Origin of the sequence: Parabacteroides sp. AF48-14, from assembly GCF_003477465.1 — a bacterium.
Lineage (GTDB): Bacteria > Bacteroidota > Bacteroidia > Bacteroidales > Tannerellaceae > Parabacteroides > Parabacteroides acidifaciens.
In genome coordinates this window covers 1-17,014 of the sequence record NZ_QUDI01000067.1, presented here as the reverse complement: position 1 = coordinate 17,014, position 17,014 = coordinate 1, and the positions used below count along the sequence as shown (strand labels likewise).

The window sequence follows — 17,014 nt, the reverse complement described above, 5'->3', positions numbered from 1 at the left end:
CGACCGTGCTAATGTGTAGTGCACTCGGCACCTCGCGAAGATTAGCACGGTCGTAATGGCGATTTGGACGGTCGTAATTGAAAAAAGGACCGTCTTAAGGGTAAAAAAGCACCTGAATTGCCTTGGGATATTTGGAACGCCGTCCGTTTTATTTTCAAATATTCGATTCTCCGGGAGTTAAGCTTTATCACTTTGTCGGCGTTTCCTGTTTTCGATAATCAAATTGCACGCTTTTCAGAACGGACTGCGCACCTCGTTTTTCCTATTATCAGAAAAGGGAGCTTAAACCGTGAAAAGAGTCAATCCAAAATCGATCAAGATTTCGGACGAAATAGAAAAATGGCCGAAAAGGAGGGTTATTGTAATATTTGCGATTTATGATTTATTCTTTTTGGAGGTTTCCAACGGCAATATTGTAAAGCGATCTTATAGTGATACATTACGGGAATTGAGGCGAAAGATAAGAAATTACCATTAAACACAACAAAAGGGACTTAGATATCTTTTTTACATCTTTTCTCCTGACAGAAAGGCTTGCAGCATTTCTTCTATGGTGTCAAATTCATAGTCCTCACCGAATGAATCCTCCGAAGCATCGCCAATTGCATATTTATGCTTCTCCAAAAGGCAGCGAAAAGTCCACAAATCCCTTTGCCCAAGCCATAAACATCCCTGCTCATACCACTCAAAGATTAGTATATCGTCACATTCAAAATATCCGAAGAAGTTATTATTAATCCTGAAGTATGCCACAAGCTCATCCATTATTTCAGCCGGAACGCCATAATCCATACAATTTCTTCGGAACTCTTGCAATTGACTCTCAGTCGCCGGTTTACAGGATAATCTATAATTGTCCCTATACTTATCAAAGAGTGTCTGTATTCTATTTATTTCCATATCAGTACCTAAAACTTTTCAACGGCGTCACCTTTTGCCATGATAGTACAAAGATAGGAAATCATGATTATATAAGTCACCTTGCTTACATAAGAATAGGGGAAATTTTTCACATACGGGCAAAAAAAAAGGCTATCCGTCACGGACAGCCAATCTTCATTGTTAACCTTAAATCTAATACCATGAAAAACACAGTGCAAATATAAGGACTTTATGTTATGTAGCATATACTTTTGCTTGGAAATCTCATTTCTTTAAATCTATTTAACTAAAACATGCTACAAAACATAGTTTTCCAGCAAATCACTATTGCAAAAACGCCGGTTCCCGACGTTCCTTCCCTTTCTGCCGGGTAAGATTGTCGCCTAATTCTTCGCGCATCCGGTCGGCAATCTTCATCAGACGGGCTGCATCCTCCGGATATTGGGTAATAACATCATAGCGTTCTCCCGGATCGCGGCGCAGGTCGTACATCTCCGCTTTATAGAGTTGCAGGTTTGTCAATTGGCCGGGCTGCCCGTCGTTACCGGGGACGAAAGCGCCGTATGTCACGTACTTATGAGGGAAAACGAGCTTGAACTGTCCGTCGGTCACGGCTTCCAGGTCATTCTTATTATAATAATAGACAAATGACTCGCGTGGATTAGCCCCTTTCTCACCTTTGATCAGTGGCAGGATGCTCACCCCGTCGATCTTCCGTTGCGGCAGCGGGGCTCCGCTTATCTCGGCCAGTGTCGGGAAGAGGTCGATATTGGAGGCCAACTTATTACAGGTCGTCCCCGGCTGTGTCTTTCCTTTCCAGTACATCACACAGGGAACACGGTTACCGCCGTCAAACGTAGTAGCTTTTGCCTCACGCAGGCCACCGGCCGATCCGGCATGGTTCCCGTAGTTTGCCCACGGGCCGTTGTCGGAGGTCAGCACGACCAGCGTATTCTCTTCCAATCCCAGTTCGCGCAACGTTTTCAGGACTTCGCCCACGCTCCAGTCGATCTCCATCATCACATCTCCATACAAGCCTTGCTCGCTCTTTCCCTTGAACTTATCGGATACGGCTAACGGCACGTGCGGCATGGAATGGGCCAGATAGAGTAGGAACGGTTTGTTCTTATTCTTTTTGATGAAATTGACCGAACGTGTGGTATAGTCGGTCGTAAACCGGGACTGGTCCGTGTTATAACCCGCCACTTCATTCCCATCGTATGTCGGCAGATCAGGAAAATTAAAGACTTCTCCCTGCTGGGGATGGAAAGGCCACATATCATTGGAATAGGGCAAGCCGTAGTATTCGTCGAAGCCGTTTTGCAAAGGAAGGAACTGCCGCTGGCTGCCTAAATGCCATTTCCCAAAAACAGCCGTGCTGTATCCTTTTTGTTTCAGCAATTCTCCCATTGTCATCTCCTCCGGATGGATGCCATAATTGGAATCCGGACCGGGGGCACCGGCAAAACCGATACGGTTCGGATAACACCCGGTCAGCAGCCCGGCACGCGAAGCACCGCTGATCGGCTGTCCGGCAAGGAAATGGGTGAAACGGACACCCTCGGCGGCCATCTTGTCGATATTCGGCGTCGTATAGCCGTACGCCCCGTTAAAGGAGAAGTCGCCATAGCCGACGTCATCCAGGTTTATGATGATAAAGTTCGTATAATCGACTGCTTGCGAACACAACGGCAAGCTGCCTAAAGCTGACAATAAGATCAATTTATTCATGATATTTACATTTCTGGTTACATTAATCCGGAAGCCCGGACAACAGTCCAAAGATAACGAAGATTAGCCAAAATCACACGGATGATTTCGGAAAGTCGTCGGGAAAGCGTATTTTTGTATGTTGATTCAAAAAAGAGAGTATTGCGGATGAAAGTATGTATAGCTGAAAAGCCCAGCGTGGCACGCGAAATAGCAGAAGTGCTCGGGGCAACCAATCGGATGAACGGGTATATCGAAGGAAACGGTTATCAGGTTACCTGGACTTTCGGGCATCTGTGCACTCTCAAGGAACCGAACGACTATTCAGACAGCTGGAAACGGTGGAGCCTCGCCTCCCTGCCGATGATCCCGCCCCGTTTCGGTATCAAGCTGATCAGCAATCCCACATACGAACAGCAATTCAAGGTCATCGAAGAGCTGATGCAAAAGGCCGAAATGGTCATCAACTGCGGGGATGCCGGGCAGGAAGGGGAACTTATCCAACGTTGGGTGATGCAAAAGGCCGGCTGCAAATGCCCAGTCTACCGCCTGTGGATATCGTCGCTGACCGAAGAGGCAATCCGCGAGGGCTTCCAACACCTGAAAGAGCAGACCGAATTTACCTCGTTATACGAAGCCGGCCTTTCCCGCGCCATCGGCGACTGGCTGTTAGGGATGAATGCGACCCGCCTCTACACGCTCCGCTACGGACAAAACCGGCAGGTGCTCTCCATCGGAAGGGTGCAAACCCCTACCTTAGCGCTGATCGTAAACCGCCAGGCCGAGATAGACAACTTCAAGCCGGAGCCCTATTGGGAACTGAAAACGGTTTACCGCAATACGACTTTCTCCGCCACCAAAGGCAAATTCACCAAAAAGGAAGAAGGGGAAGCCTTCCTGGAGATCGCGCGGCAGGAAGATTTCACCGTTACCGACATATCCGAAAAGAAGGGGAAGGAATATGCGCCCCGCCTCTTCGACCTGACCTCGTTGCAGGTGGAATGTAACAAAAAGTTTGCCTTTACGGCAGACGACACGCTGAAGCTGATCCAGTCGCTCTATGAGAAGAAAGTGACGACCTACCCGCGTGTAGACACGACTTACCTGAGTGACGACATTTATCCGAAGATACCGAACACGTTGAGCGGCCTGGTCGATTACGCCGAACTGACCGCCCCGCTGCTGAAAGCGAAAATCAGGAAGGACAAGCGCGTGTTCGACAATTCGAAGGTGACGGACCACCATGCGATCATCCCGACCGGCGTGCACGCCCGCAACCTGACGGAGAACGAACGGAAGGTCTACGACCTGGTCGCCCGCCGTTTCATTGCTGCCTTCTATCCGGATTGTGAAATCTCGACAACTACGGTGCTCGGCAAAGTCGGTAAGGTGGACTTCAAAGTAACAGGTAAGCAGATTCTCAAACCGGGGTGGCGCGTCGTCTTTGGCGCCGAGCAAAAAGACCCGGATGCCGAGCCGACTGAAGAAGAAGGCGTACTGCCGGACTTCGTGAAAGGGGAAAGCGGACCGCACAAGCCGACATTAGGCGAGAAATGGACACAGCCGCCCAAGCCTTACACGGAAGCGACTTTGCTACGCGCTATGGAAACGGCTGGCAAACTGGTCGACAACGATGAACTGCGCGACGCCTTGAAGGAGAACGGAATCGGCCGCCCTTCCACCCGCGCCGCCATCATCGAGACATTGTTCAAACGTAATTATATCCGCAAGGAACGCAAAAACCTCTATCCCACCGCCACCGGTGTGGAACTGATCGGTACGATCCAGGAGGAATTGCTGAAAAGTGCTGAACTGACCGGCCTCTGGGAAAAGAAACTGCGCCAGATCGAACGGGGCACATACGAAGCGCGTACTTTCCTGGAAGAGCTGAAACAGCTTGTCCACCAAGTCGTGCTCAACGTCCTCTCCGACCAGACCGGCCGTACGATCACCATCGAGCAGACTGCGCCGGAAAAGCCGCAAACAGAAAAAGAACCAAAGGAAAAGAAGCCGCGCAAACCACGCGCCAAAAAGGAACCCGCCACCGCTCAACAACCGGAGGAAGCCGCTTCCGCCGCAAAACCGGTATGCCCTGTCTGCCAAAAGGGTAGCATCCTGCGTGGGAAAACAGCTTATGGCTGCTCCGAATACAAAAACGGCTGTACATTCCGCATGGATTATGCCACTTACGGCGAAGGTTTATCAGATGAGGAGTTGATCAAGGCGATTAGCAGGATTGGGAAATAATAGACGTACATTACCGATAACGAGACATTACTTCTTCAAAAGGAATTAACAACCCTTGATCAGCCTGTTCAATGCCAACCTTGATATCTTCATAAACATAAGAAGGCATCAAAGGTTGCTTTGCTTTATATTCAACCATCGGTTCACGCAAGCGATTATATTCTTGATGTTCTTCTTCTTTCATATATTCCATATTATTGGCAAAGATAACCTTATTTCCTTATCTTTGTTCTCTAAATCAGAAATTAATGAACGAAGAATGGTTTCCCTTAGTGAATGAGGAGGGAGAGACAATAGGAAAGGCAACCCGTAAAGAATGCCACAGCGGCTCGAAGAAGCTGCATCCGGTCGTACACCTGCATATCTTCAATGAAGCAGGCGACCTTTATCTGCAAAAACGTTCGATGACAAAAGATATCCAGCCCGGAAAATGGGACACCGCCGTGGGTGGCCATATCGACTATGGCGAGACGGTAGAAGAAGCGCTCCGCCGGGAAGTACGCGAGGAACTGGGGATAACCGATTTTGCGCCTCAGTTTATCACCCGCTACGTCTTTGAATCGGCCATCGAAAAGGAACTGGTCAACACCTTCCGCACCACCTACGACGGCCCGTTCGCCCCCGATCCTTCCGAGCTTGACGAAGGACGTTTCTGGCCGAAAGCCGAGATACTCGCCAATATGGGTAAAGGCGTCTTTACGCCTAATTTCGAAGGAGAATACAAACGACTATTCATGTAACAACAAAGCATAAAAGCATTCTGAACATGGCAAAAGAATTAGAACTCAAGTACGGCTGCAACCCCAATCAGAAGCCGTCGCGCATCTTCATGCAGCAAGGGGAATTGCCGATCGAAGTACTGAACGGCCGCCCGGGATATATCAATTTCCTGGATGCCTTCAACAGCTGGCAATTAGTCAAAGAACTGAAAGAAGCAACCGGGCTGCCTGCCGCCGCCTCTTTCAAACACGTTAGTCCCGCCGGGGCTGCCGTAGGGATTGAAATGAGCGACACGCTGAAAAAGATTTATTTCGTAGACGATCTTCAGCTCACCCCGCTTGCTACCGCTTACGCCCGTGCCCGTGGAGCAGACCGCATGTCTTCTTACGGTGATTTCATCGCACTGAGCGATACCTGCGACGAAGCGACCGCCCGCCTCATCAACCGCGAAGTGTCTGACGGCGTAATCGCTCCCGACTATACGCCGGAAGCCTTAGCAATACTGAAGAACAAACGGAAAGGGACGTACAACGTCATCAAGATCGACCCGACCTACCGTCCTGCTCCTATCGAACACAAGGATGTATTCGGCATCACGTTCGAGCAGGGACGCAACGAAATCAAACTGGACGAAAGCCTGCTGACTAATATCCCGACGAAAAACCAGCACTTCCCGGACGAAGCCAAACGCGACCTCATCATCGCTTTGATCACGCTGAAATATACGCAAAGCAACTCTGTCTGCTACGTCAAAGACGGACAGGCAATCGGCATCGGCGCCGGACAGCAGAGCCGCATCCACTGTACCCGCCTGGCCGGAAACAAAGCCGACATCTGGTACCTGCGCCAGCATCCGAAAGTAATGAACCTGCCCTGGATTGAAAAGATACGCCGTGCAGACCGCGACAATACGATCGACGTCTACATCAGCGACGACCACGAGGATGTACTCGCCGACGGCATCTGGCAACAGTTCTTCACCGAAAAGCCAGAAGTTCTGACCCGCGAGGAAAAACGTGCCTGGCTCGATACGCTGAAAGGTGTTTCGTTAGGTTCCGACGCCTTCTTCCCCTTCGGCGACAACATCGAACGGGCGCATAAAAGCGGTGTCGACTATATCGCACAGGCCGGCGGCTCCGTTCGCGACGACCATGTGATCGACACCTGCGACAAATATGGTATCGCAATGGCATTCACCGGCGTACGTCTGTTCCATCATTAAACGTAAAAAAGAGGTTATGCAATCAAGCACAACCTCTTTTCTTTTTTATCTCGATAATAGATCACTTACACATATCACGGATAATCTGAATCAGCTCATCGCCGATTTCTTCCGCTTCCTGCATCGTGTGGGCTTCGGAATAGATACGGATAATCGGTTCCGTGTTGCTCTTGCGCAGGTGCACCCATTTTTCAGGGAAGTCGATCTTCACGCCGTCGATATCGGTGATATCATATTGGGCAAACTTCTCTTTCACCTTAGCTAAGATAGCATCCACATCGATATCCGGAGTCAGTTCCACCTTCTTCTTAGAGATGAAATACGGAGGATAAGAAGCGCGCAGTTCACTGGTCTTCATCTGTTTCTTTGCCAGATGCGTCAGGAACAGTGCGATACCCACCAAAGCATCGCGACCATAATGGCTTGCCGGATAGATCACGCCGCCGTTGCCTTCACCACCGATGATAGCGTTGGTCGCTTTCATTTTCGTGACAACATTCACCTCGCCTACTGCCGCTGCATTATATTCGCCGCCGTGAGCACGGGTTACGTCGCGCAATGCGCGGCTGGAACTCAGGTTGCTGACCGTGTTACCCGGAGTATGCGTCAGGACATAGTCGCTGACAGCCACCAGTGTATATTCTTCGCCAAACATTTCGCCGTCTTCGCAGATGATAGCCAAACGGTCCACGTCCGGGTCTACTACAAAACCGACATCCGCTTTGGCATGTTTCATCAAGTCGAGATCTCCGTCAGGTTTTCAGGGATCGGTTCCGGATTATGTGCAAAGTTACCGTGAGGCGCACAATGCAACTTGAAGATTTCCTTCACGCCTAAAGCTGAAAGTAATTCCGGAATAACGATACCGCCTACCGAATTCACGCAGTCGATAGCGACACGGAAATTAGCAGCCTTGATCGCTTCCACATCTACCAGATCCAGCTTGAGGACGCTTTCTATATGTTTTTGATTGTAACTGTTGTTGACAATCACTTTTCCCAATTGATCGACATCCGCAAACACGAAACTTTCTTCAGCTGCGATCTTGAGCACTTCGGCCCCTTCGGCAGCATCCAGAAATTCGCCGCGTTCGTTCAGCAACTTCAGTGCGTTCCACTGTTTCGGATTATGACTGGCGGTCAGGATAATACCACCGCAAGCATTTTCCCAGGCAACAGCCAGTTCGGTAGTCGGAGTTGTAGCCAGGTCGATGTCTACCACATCAAAGCCCATCCCGGTCAATGTGCCGAGAACGACTTGTTTCACCATCGGACCGGAGATACGTGCATCACGACCTACGACGATCTTGTTTGTTGTCACCTTCGTGTTTTTCTTAATGAATGTAGCATATGCAGCCACAAACTTGACAATAGCCAACGGATTGAGCCCATCTTCAGGGTTCCCGCCTATTGTACCACGGATACCGGAAATAGATTTAATCAGTGTCATTTAGTTAGATTTATTTTTTAAAGATATATCTTACTTTCTCAAAATAGACAGGGGTTCCTGTGCTTTGGAAATCCCCAAGAGTCCCCATCTGCTTAAAAGGAACGATCAGTTTTACATATGCACTGTCTCCCACATAAGGCAAGCCAGCCGCCAAACCGGGGCTGATGAATATATTATAATAATAGCTGTAAAGCCCTTCACTATAATAACCATACTTGAACTCAACCGGGTGCGTACCGTTGGAATGCGGGCCGAGCAAGTCAACGGTACCAGTACCGAAGCTGCTGCTTTCCATGAACAATGTAGCCATAAAACGAGTCTGGACATCAGTCTTTCCCATCACTGCACGTTCACTGTTCCCCTTTTCAATAATATTCAGATAAACACCATCTTCCAGCTTTACGAATTCATTTTCCTTAAAAATACTATCTTTAGGAAAATCATCTAAAAAGACCAATCCGCTATCCTTCTCCAGACGATCAATAGCCTTTTGTTGGGCCTTCAACATATCAGTGTATGACTTTGTCTTGTCACACGACACTACCATGATGGCAGCGCACATAATCAACAGGATATAAAAACCTCTCTTCATCTGTTACGTATTAATTGTAAATGACTGGCAAATGTATATAATCTCTGCCATATCTCAGGCATGTTTGTCTAATTCTTCTGTTTTATTAGGATTAAATTCTTTTAATCCTTTCTCAAATACGGCAACGGCATCGGCCAATGAGCCGTAAAATTCCCCACCCGAAGCATTTTTATGTCCCCCGCCATTAAAATACTGGCTTGCAAAGCGGTTACAGGGGAAGTCGCCGACAGAGCGTAGCGAAACCTTTACATAATCTTTGTCTTCACGGATAAAGACACTGAATGTCACCCCTTCGATACTCAACGGCAGATTGACAAATCCCTCCGTATCACCCGTTACGTAGTGAAAACGGTTCAATTCGTCCAGCGAAAGCGTAATCAAAGCGGCTTGCTTCTCCGGGTAAACTTTCATCTTTTCGTACAGGACATAGCCCATCAGACGCAGGCGGCTTTCCGAATACACCTGGTTTACTTTCCGGTAGATCAAATCCTTATCGATACCTTTCTTAATCAATTCACTTATAATTGTATAAATCTCCGGCTTATTCGAATTATAGGTAAAAGAACCCGTATCCGTCATCATACCGGTATAGATACAAGCGGCACAGTCTTTATTGATCAACTCGAACATCCCCATGCGGCAGATAAAGCGGAAAACCATCTCGCTTGTGGACGACATTTCCGGATATGACATCGTCACGCGGCAAAAATCGGCGGGATTCAGGTGATGGTCGATCATCACCTTGCGACCGTCAGCGGCCACGACTGCCGGAGCTAATTTCTCGATGCGCTTCGGTTCATTGAAATCCAGGCAGAAGATAACATCCGCATCCCGGATCAGCTGCTCCGCAAAATCAGGATATTTCTCATGAATGACGACTTCCTTATTACCCGGCATCCATTTATAGAACTGGGGGAAATCGTTGGGTACCACCACCGCCACATTATCTTTTCCATAAGCTGTCAGAAAATGGTAAAGTCCCAAAGCGGAACCTATAGCGTCCCCGTCCGGGGTAACATGTGTCACGATAACAAAACTTTCGCCTTTCTCGACGTATTTCTTAGCTTTCTGTATTTTCTCTTCCTGAATGATTTTCGTAATCATATATATTCTCTTATATTCAGTGACAAAGGTACGACTTTTTTTATATTCCACACAGCATTAAATTTCCAATCAGCCGGACAATCAAGATAATTAACAACAAAGCCAGTGCCACAAACAGATATGCCGGACGCTTAGAGCGGCCATACAGCAAGACAAGCAGGAGCATACCATACGCCGCCAGCATCGTAAAGAGATCGAACCGGAAAAAAAAGACAGCCCCCGGTACGCGACTGAAAGAATCGACCAGGCGGAGCAATCCATGCGTCAGCCCCTCCACCCCGGCCTGCAACCATTCATAACCGGGGCATCCTGCCGGCAGCAGCATCCAGGCCAACCCCATAGGGATCAGCAAAGTTGCCAAAAGAGTCATCGGCAGATAGTCAGCAAAAAGACAGTCGAAAACTGCCCGAAATAATAAAGGCAAAGAAACACCGTTCCGACCTGCGCCGCCAGCGTGACGGTAATCCACTGCCAGGGTGCCCGAAGCAAAGGATTACGGACTTTCATCAACCGCTGCAACTGGGGTTGGAAATAAAGAATGGAGAGCACAGCCAGATAGCTCAACTGGAAACCGATGTCGAACAGATAGAGAGGTTCATAAACCAGCATGCAAAAAGCTGATGCCGCCAATATATTATAACGCTCCACCCTCCTTCCCAACACCCCTCCGGTCAGAAACAAAGTCAGCATCAAGGCCGCCCGGACAGCCGATGCCGCCAACCCAGTCACCGCGACAAAAAGCCATAACAACAGAACCGTCAACAGATACCGGACCCACCGGCATGGTTCGCTTCGGGGAAGGAATGACAGGAAAAAAGACAGGAAGCCACAAACAACAGCCACATGGAAACCACTCACCGCCAGGATATGAGCCACACCGGCGACCGAAAAACGTTGCCGGACATCCCGATCCATCGCCTCCCGGTAGCCAACGGTAATAGTCGCCAGCACCGACTTTTCCTCATCCGTCAGGTTCAACCTGCCGAAAGGTTCCAACAGACGCAGTTGTTCTTCTTTTGCCAAACGGGAAAGAGTCGATTCCGAATGCTCGAAAGATAAATCGACCTGCGAACAGGCCGTCTTCTGTATGGAAAGAAAAAGCAGCAGGGATACAAAGACCGCCCCCCAAAGCCAGCGCGTTTCATAGCAAAACGCCCCTCGCTCCTTCGCTCCAAAACAGGAAAGAACAAGAACCAAAAGGGGAAACAACAGAAATAATACGGAATAAGCATAAAGCGGGAAAGCTGTTTGCAGGATGATTCCCGCAATCCAGACAAGCAACGGACGGGAAAAAGGACGTATCTGTAATTCTTTTATCATAATGTAAGGCTTTGAATTTGTTGATTGTAAATGATGATTTGCCGGGATATCGGCAAATCATCATTTACCGATATTATAATTCCTTCAACTCCCGAATCGTCTGCAACGGATCAGGAGAACGGAAGACGAAGCTGCCTGCAACCAGTACATCGGCGCCTACCTCGACCAGACGTTTCGCAGTCTGCATATTCACACCGCCATCCACTTCGATCAGGGTGTCCAGCCCTTTAGCCAGTATCATATCTTTCAGGCGGGCCGTCTTATCGACCGAATGTTCGATGAACTTCTGTCCGCCATAACCCGGATTAACCGACATCAGCAACACCATATCCAAATCCTGCAAAATATCTTCCAACAGGCAAATCGGCGTATGCGGGTTCAACGTAACAGCCGCTTTCATCCCGGCCTCTTTAATAGCTCCCACCGTCCGGTGCAGGTGTGTACAAGCCTCATAGTGCACATTCATCATATAGGCACCCGTAGCCGCCACTTCCGGTATAAACTTTTGCGGCTCGACGATCATCAGGTGCACATCCATCGGTTTCCGGCAAACCGGTTTCAACGCTTCCAAAACCGGGAAACCAAAAGATATATTAGGAACAAATACACCGTCCATAATATCCAGATGCAACCAATCGGCATCACTCTTGTTTATCATCTCCACATCCCGCTGCAAGTTCAGAAAATCGGCAGCTAACAGAGAAGGCGCTATCTTATGTTTCATATCTTTCATCTTTTATGCAAAGGTATGAAAAAAGAAAGAGAATACCAGCAAAGGTATCCTCTTTCCATTTTTTTCTTAGTTCATTACCAAACCACAGAGTTCCGTGCGTAAAGCGGGTTCTGAATGATAAACCCTCGCGAATTGAGTAAGGAAATCAAGTGTCTGCCGACGCGGCGAACTTTTCCTGTCCTTCCGGTTTCTGTCTGTTTTATTTTCTATTCCATTCATACATTGAGTAGAAAGTCTCTTCATAGGCACTTCGTGTTTTTAATCTTGTTTGATTATAAAACGGCCAACTTCTCCCCTTATTGTATGAACAAGAAAGAATAATTTTCGATTCTCAATTTTCAATTATCAAGCCATCGACAGCTCAATGCTGTTCTCCTCCGCCATGCGACGCATGTTCAGGATAGCATAGCGCATACGTCCTAAAGCCGTATTGATGCTCACACCTGTGATATCGGCTATTTCTTTGAAGCTGAGATCCTGATAATAGCGCATTTCCAGCACTTCGCGTTGGCTGTCGGGAAGATGTTTCACCAGCTTCTTTACATCAGACAACACTTGGCGGCGCACGATATTATCCTCGATCGTACCGTCACAAAGTTTGATATTATTGAAAAGATCCACTTCCACCTCATCGTTAGAGACCGTGTTTTCACTGCGTTCCTGACGGAAGTTATCGATAATCAGGTTGTGAGCGATGCGGGTAATCCAGGCTTTAAACTTGCCGTTTTCCGTATAACGACCTTGTTTAATAGTCATAATCACCTTGACAAATGTCTCTTGAAAGATATCTTCTGTGAGATCTTTGTTGCGAACTATAAAGTAAATGTAGGAGTGTATGCTACTCTTGTAACGATTCAACAATACATCGAAAGCAGCATTATTACCTTCTGCATAAAGAACCACCAACTCTTCGTCGGTCTTCATTCTTAAAGTATTCATTACTTCTCTATTTTTTAGTTTTCTTGAGTAATGTTTATGCTATAGGCAATGCAGTTTAAAATTGTTAGACAATAATATTATTTATATTTACAAAGGCAAAAGAACAAAAAGTATTTTAAATAGGCAAACATTTCCTTTTTTTTTACACAAAAAAGCCCCCTGACCGTACGATTTTTGTACGAACAGGGGGCTTTTGCGAACAAACTATGATATTGTTAGAACTTATAACCTAATGTCAGGGCAACCTGGGTGGTGTTTGTTTTCAAACCGATTGCTTCTGAATCAACAAGCATACGAGAACCATTATTGTCTTCTACAATAACTTTAGAGAATGTATAAGCATCTTCTTTATATTGACGATATACGCAAGCCAGATCCATATAGAAGTTAGGAGTAAAACGATATCCTAAACCTACCGAGTAAGAGGTTGTTCCCTTATCTAATGTATAATGAGCAACAGTTCCTGCAGGGAAAATTTCAAAAGCACCATCCCTAAATTCTTTTTTCATTGGACTCATCCGCCAGTTTGCACCGGCACGAACTGCAAACTGAGGAGTAACTTTCACTTCCGCTCCGAGTTTTATAGTGTGGGCCAAACCAAAATCTTTCTGGATCAACTTTTTATTAAGGTCTTCAAATTCATATCCATCCCAATCAGAAAGCTTCATATATTTATAATTACCCAATTCATAATCAAGACTGATCAACGCTGTTTGTCCAATAATGCCTGCTACACTAAAAATCCATTTATCGGCTGTACGCAACCGATAATCAGTATAAGGATTGGGGTTACTCGGAGTTGCCCCGTTAGCCTTAGCCGGATCAAAATTACCATTAACTGTTTCTGCACTGCCGAAATAGGTATCTGTCAACTTATACCAAACAGGAGAATTATAAGCAACGCCTAAACGCAAATAATCCGAAGGACGAACAATTGCACCTAAATTAAAAGAATAGCCGGTACCATCAGTTTTTAACTCATTGTCCCAAAATATGTGATCTGTAGTGCCATCCGTATAATCAAATTCTTCCGTATATCTGGAAGACATCCGGTAGTTCAAATCCGTTACAGAAACCGTTGCACCTAAAAACACTAAATTCGAAATATTGGTCGCAAACGAGAAGTCATACTGATCGATCGCACCCCTTTCATTCACTTCCAGATCGGATAAATCAGGACGACTGTCAGGATACCATGCATTATTTGCTTCATCCCATTCTGCAAAAGTCGAATGATACATATCATCATTTGCATCTTTTTTATTCGCACCTATCATTCCAGACTGATAAGCTAAAGCAGGAAGCCAAACTCCACCTAAATTATTATATGCTAAATTAGATTCACTATTAATTTGATTGAACGGGGGCATATCATTTTCTGCTACACCAAACCAATCACCATTCTTATCAGTATCAACATAAGAAGCCTTGGCGGCAGCATAATCAGCTAATGAATAATCTTGAAAACCAGACAAACGATAATTACGATTGAAATTTTTTATTCGGTTATAAGAAAACCCAACGTTCCAACCAACCAACCCTTCATCATTTCCTGTAGGAAAATAGCCGACATAGGCAATATTGTCAAAATTAAACTTTGTTTTGCTTGCGTCAACCTTCGAACCTTTCCAGTCCGATTTAGTCTTAATCGATGACAGACTCAACGTTGTAACAACTTCTGAACTACGATAAATCCCCAAACCAGCCGGATTGGATGACATTGCTGAAATATCTCCACCCAGTGCTCCAAAAGCGCCTCCCATACTCAAATAACGGGCAGTCCCATTTAAATCGGTCTGAGAATACCTATAAGCATCTAATTCTCCTTGCGCAAACGCAGCACCACCACTTAATAGGAATGCTGAAACTAATAAGCATGCTATTCTATTCATCACTTTTCTCTTTTACTAATACCTTTATAGATAAGGGGACAGAAACCCGTCCCCCAATATTACTTCAATCTATGAATCGACATTACCGACGGCCACCGCCGCCGCTTCTACTACTGCCTCCACCACCGGAGCGGCCACCACCGCCGTATGAAGATGATGAACTATAAGAACTACTACGTCCACTACTACTTCTTGAAGGAGTATAGGTACTCTGACTTCTTGACTGAGAAGAACGAGTGCTACTGTTATCAAAACTACTGCTACTTCTGTTGCTTCTTGCAGGAGCCGTATATTGGCGATTTGAAGAGCTTGAAGAAATCGAAGAACGCGTACGCGAAGAAGATGAACTAATTGCATTAGCATTATCCCGACGGTTTACCCGAGTTCTTGTCGTACTGTTTACAGATGATGGACGAGTTGTTATACTGCTACTGTTTTCATTCCGGATAGACGTTCCCTGTGAAGGACGGCCGGAACGATTACTCCTATTCGACGTAATGCTACTACTGCTCCCATCCCCTCTCAAAGAAGAAGCTGAACCATTATAGCGGTCACGAGAAGATTGTCTATAAGTTGAGCTACCCGTTCGTCCTCCATTTCCTCTATAACTACTTGCATAGGAAGAAGAACGTCCACCATTACTATGATAGTAATTGGATCTGTAGTGATGATGGTGTCCCCAGGAACCAGCCCAGTAACCACCGCCCCAATAACCGGGTCCCCAGTAGCCACCCCAGCCCCAAGACGGGCCGTAGAAGCCGGCATAGAAACCGCCCCATCCCCAGCCGAAGCCCCAGGACGGACCGTAACCCCAATAACGAGCAGGGCTGTAAATCCACGGATCATACCAACCGCCGTACCAGCCACCATACCAGCCGCTGTACCAGGGGTCATAGTAACCGCCATAGCCACCGTAGCCCATATTGACGTTGACATTCACATTCGTTTGTCCGTCGGAATAGTCCGTATCATATCCGTAAGCGTAATAACCGTCACTCAGATACAGGTTCACCTGGTCTGCTCCTGCGACTGTAATCTTACTGGGGGAATGATAGCGAATGATACGTTCGGTATATTCCGTATCTGAACGGCGTTCCTTTTTGGTATCGGAAGCAACCGACTTGGCATTATCGATATCGTCGTTATACTCGGCAAGAACTTCACCGTCCGTATATTCGTCGGCATCCTCATCGTACGGTTCTTCCACATCGACGGAAGAGTACCGGCGGTTATATTCATCGATAGCACGATCTTCGTCAGACACAGCTGCTTTTCTCTTGCTTGTGCTGTAGGTTGACGAAATCACCGTGCGTTCCGCATTCTCTTTTTCTTTAGGCTGTATAACCTTCTCTTCTGTTTTTTCTTTCTTATCTTTTTTGCTGGAAGAGAAATACACATCATCAAAGAACTCTTCCTGGGCTACGGCACTGAAGCCTACCAGGAGCATCACCATCAAAGACGTTAATTTCATGGGTTTCATATTCGTTTCTCCTCTACTTTATAATATTTCTACTACTTAGACTAAAAATGTGAGGGTAGGTTTAATCCTCCACTCTGCCTTAAATAAAGACTATCCATTTTATTTACAAATATAGCTGTTTCCAAATAAGTTCCAAGCATTTATATATACTTTAACCATCCGGACATTTCTATTGCCCGATAATCCTTATTTATATACAAGATGTTCCCGGGAAACAAAACGCTGCACGAGGAAGCAAAGGTTCAATTATTTGGCATTTGTTCTTCTGTCTAAAACTCACAGATAAATAATTTATAGCTCACTTTTGGCAAGTTTTGAACCTCCTGCAAATCTGATGAATATTACAATAACCCCCTTTTTTGCCGTTTTTCTATTTCGTCTGAAATCTTGATCGATTTTGGATTGACTCTTTTCACCTTTTAAACTCCCCTTTCTGACAATAAGAAAAAGAGGTGCGCAGTCCGTTCAGGAAAGCGCACAATTTGATTATCGAAAACCGGAAACTGCAGCAAAGTGATAAACCTTAACTCCCGGAGAATCGAATATTTGAAAATAAAACGGACGGCGTCCCAAATATCCCAAGGAAATTCAGGTGCTTTTTTGCCATGAAAACGGTCCTCTTTCCAATTACGACCGTCCTAATCGCCATTACGACCGTCCTAATCTTCGCGAGGTGCCGAGTGCACTACACATTAGCACGGTCATGGTGGCAAAGAGGACGGTC

At 46.5% G+C, this 17,014-nt stretch carries 14 protein-coding genes and 1 pseudogene; 3 read left to right on the top strand and 12 right to left on the bottom strand.

Features of this window, described 5'->3' with window-relative positions:
• Positions 1 to 507: 507 nt before the first annotated feature.
• Together DW083_RS20770 and DW083_RS20760 are read right to left on the bottom strand one after the other, a co-directional pair.
• Positions 508 to 792 (bottom strand): hypothetical protein, encoded by a 285-nt coding sequence (locus DW083_RS20770; RefSeq protein ID WP_233552324.1) that lies wholly within the window; start codon positions 790 to 792, stop codon positions 508 to 510.
• Between the two features lie 414 nt (positions 793 to 1,206).
• Entirely contained in the window at positions 1,207 to 2,616 is a 1,410-nt protein-coding gene (locus tag DW083_RS20760) for a sulfatase (protein WP_122333728.1), read from the bottom strand.
• Between the two features lie 144 nt (positions 2,617 to 2,760).
• Between DW083_RS20760 and DW083_RS20755 the strand changes: the two genes are divergently transcribed.
• On the top strand, positions 2,761 to 4,839 hold the full coding sequence (locus DW083_RS20755) for a DNA topoisomerase 3 (protein WP_122333723.1): 2,079 nt from the start codon (positions 2,761 to 2,763) through the stop codon (positions 4,837 to 4,839).
• A 10-nt stretch (positions 4,840 to 4,849) separates the two neighbouring features.
• Here the strand turns inward: DW083_RS20755 and DW083_RS22170 are convergent, their stop codons facing one another.
• A complete protein-coding gene (locus DW083_RS22170) occupies positions 4,850 to 5,023 on the bottom strand; it encodes a hypothetical protein (RefSeq protein WP_158543408.1) in 174 nt (57 codons plus the stop codon).
• Between the two features lie 64 nt (positions 5,024 to 5,087).
• Here DW083_RS22170 and DW083_RS20745 point away from each other — a divergent pair, with 64 nt between their 5' ends.
• A complete protein-coding gene (locus tag DW083_RS20745; protein WP_122333722.1) occupies positions 5,088 to 5,579 on the top strand; it encodes an NUDIX domain-containing protein in 492 nt (163 codons plus the stop codon).
• 20 nt (positions 5,580 to 5,599) lie between these two features.
• The gene (locus tag DW083_RS20740) at positions 5,600 to 6,781 is read left to right on the top strand and encodes a phosphoribosylaminoimidazolecarboxamide formyltransferase (protein WP_255419852.1); all 1,182 of its coding nucleotides are present in this window, start codon (positions 5,600 to 5,602) and stop codon (positions 6,779 to 6,781) included.
• Positions 6,782 to 6,842: 61 nt separating this feature from the next.
• Here the strand turns inward: DW083_RS20740 and glmM are convergent.
• The 9 genes and pseudogenes from glmM to DW083_RS20700 form a co-directional block, all read right to left on the bottom strand.
• Positions 6,843 to 8,230 (bottom strand): annotated as a pseudogene (glmM, locus tag DW083_RS20735) (phosphoglucosamine mutase).
• Positions 8,231 to 8,240: 10 nt separating this feature from the next.
• Positions 8,241 to 8,822, bottom strand: coding sequence for a DUF4827 family protein (locus DW083_RS20730; protein WP_122333720.1), 582 nt, complete (start codon positions 8,820 to 8,822; stop codon positions 8,241 to 8,243).
• A 54-nt stretch (positions 8,823 to 8,876) separates the two neighbouring features.
• Positions 8,877 to 9,926: a bifunctional oligoribonuclease/PAP phosphatase NrnA gene (locus tag DW083_RS20725; RefSeq protein ID WP_122333719.1), complete on the bottom strand. Its 1,050-nt coding sequence runs from the start codon at positions 9,924 to 9,926 to the stop codon at positions 8,877 to 8,879.
• Positions 9,927 to 9,966: 40 nt separating this feature from the next.
• Positions 9,967 to 10,296 (bottom strand): hypothetical protein, encoded by a 330-nt coding sequence (locus tag DW083_RS23230; RefSeq protein WP_233552323.1) that lies wholly within the window; start codon positions 10,294 to 10,296, stop codon positions 9,967 to 9,969.
• Entirely contained in the window at positions 10,293 to 11,246 is a 954-nt protein-coding gene (locus DW083_RS20720; RefSeq protein WP_233552322.1) for a ComEC/Rec2 family competence protein, read from the bottom strand. The genes DW083_RS23230 and DW083_RS20720 overlap by 4 nt, the downstream gene beginning before the upstream one ends.
• Positions 11,247 to 11,319: 73 nt before the next feature.
• Positions 11,320 to 11,970: a ribulose-phosphate 3-epimerase gene (gene rpe, locus DW083_RS20715; protein WP_115501224.1), complete on the bottom strand. Its 651-nt coding sequence runs from the start codon at positions 11,968 to 11,970 to the stop codon at positions 11,320 to 11,322.
• Positions 11,971 to 12,324: 354 nt separating this feature from the next.
• The gene (locus tag DW083_RS20710; protein WP_115501225.1) at positions 12,325 to 12,918 is read right to left on the bottom strand and encodes an RNA polymerase sigma factor; all 594 of its coding nucleotides are present in this window, start codon (positions 12,916 to 12,918) and stop codon (positions 12,325 to 12,327) included.
• A gap of 215 nt (positions 12,919 to 13,133) precedes the next feature.
• A complete protein-coding gene (locus DW083_RS20705; protein WP_122333718.1) occupies positions 13,134 to 14,810 on the bottom strand; it encodes an OmpP1/FadL family transporter in 1,677 nt (558 codons plus the stop codon).
• Positions 14,811 to 14,892: 82 nt separating this feature from the next.
• Positions 14,893 to 16,281, bottom strand: a complete 1,389-nt coding sequence (locus DW083_RS20700; protein ID WP_122333727.1) for a hypothetical protein — start codon at positions 16,279 to 16,281, stop codon at positions 14,893 to 14,895.
• Between the last annotated feature and the right edge of the window lie 733 nt (positions 16,282 to 17,014).

Excerpts from the sequence above, each read along its gene's own strand:
- DW083_RS22170 (WP_158543408.1), bottom strand. The coding sequence starts at position 5,023 with ATGAAAGAAGAAGAACATCAAGAATATAATCGCTTGCGTGAACCGATG.
- DW083_RS20700 (WP_122333727.1), bottom strand. The coding sequence starts at position 16,281 with ATGAAATTAACGTCTTTGATGGTGATGCTCCTGGTAGGCTTCAGTGCC.
- rpe (WP_115501224.1), bottom strand. The coding sequence starts at position 11,970 with ATGAAACATAAGATAGCGCCTTCTCTGTTAGCTGCCGATTTTCTGAAC.
- DW083_RS20725 (WP_122333719.1), bottom strand. The coding sequence starts at position 9,926 with ATGATTACGAAAATCATTCAGGAAGAGAAAATACAGAAAGCTAAGAAA.
- DW083_RS20755 (WP_122333723.1), top strand. The coding sequence starts at position 2,761 with ATGAAAGTATGTATAGCTGAAAAGCCCAGCGTGGCACGCGAAATAGCA.
- DW083_RS23230 (WP_233552323.1), bottom strand. The coding sequence starts at position 10,296 with ATGACTCTTTTGGCAACTTTGCTGATCCCTATGGGGTTGGCCTGGATG.
- DW083_RS20730 (WP_122333720.1), bottom strand. The coding sequence starts at position 8,822 with ATGAAGAGAGGTTTTTATATCCTGTTGATTATGTGCGCTGCCATCATG.
- DW083_RS20710 (WP_115501225.1), bottom strand. The coding sequence starts at position 12,918 with ATGAATACTTTAAGAATGAAGACCGACGAAGAGTTGGTGGTTCTTTAT.
- DW083_RS20720 (WP_233552322.1), bottom strand. The coding sequence starts at position 11,246 with ATGATAAAAGAATTACAGATACGTCCTTTTTCCCGTCCGTTGCTTGTC.
- DW083_RS20705 (WP_122333718.1), bottom strand. The coding sequence starts at position 14,810 with ATGAATAGAATAGCATGCTTATTAGTTTCAGCATTCCTATTAAGTGGT.
- DW083_RS20745 (WP_122333722.1), top strand. The coding sequence starts at position 5,088 with ATGAACGAAGAATGGTTTCCCTTAGTGAATGAGGAGGGAGAGACAATA.
- DW083_RS20770 (WP_233552324.1), bottom strand. The coding sequence starts at position 792 with ATGGATTATGGCGTTCCGGCTGAAATAATGGATGAGCTTGTGGCATAC.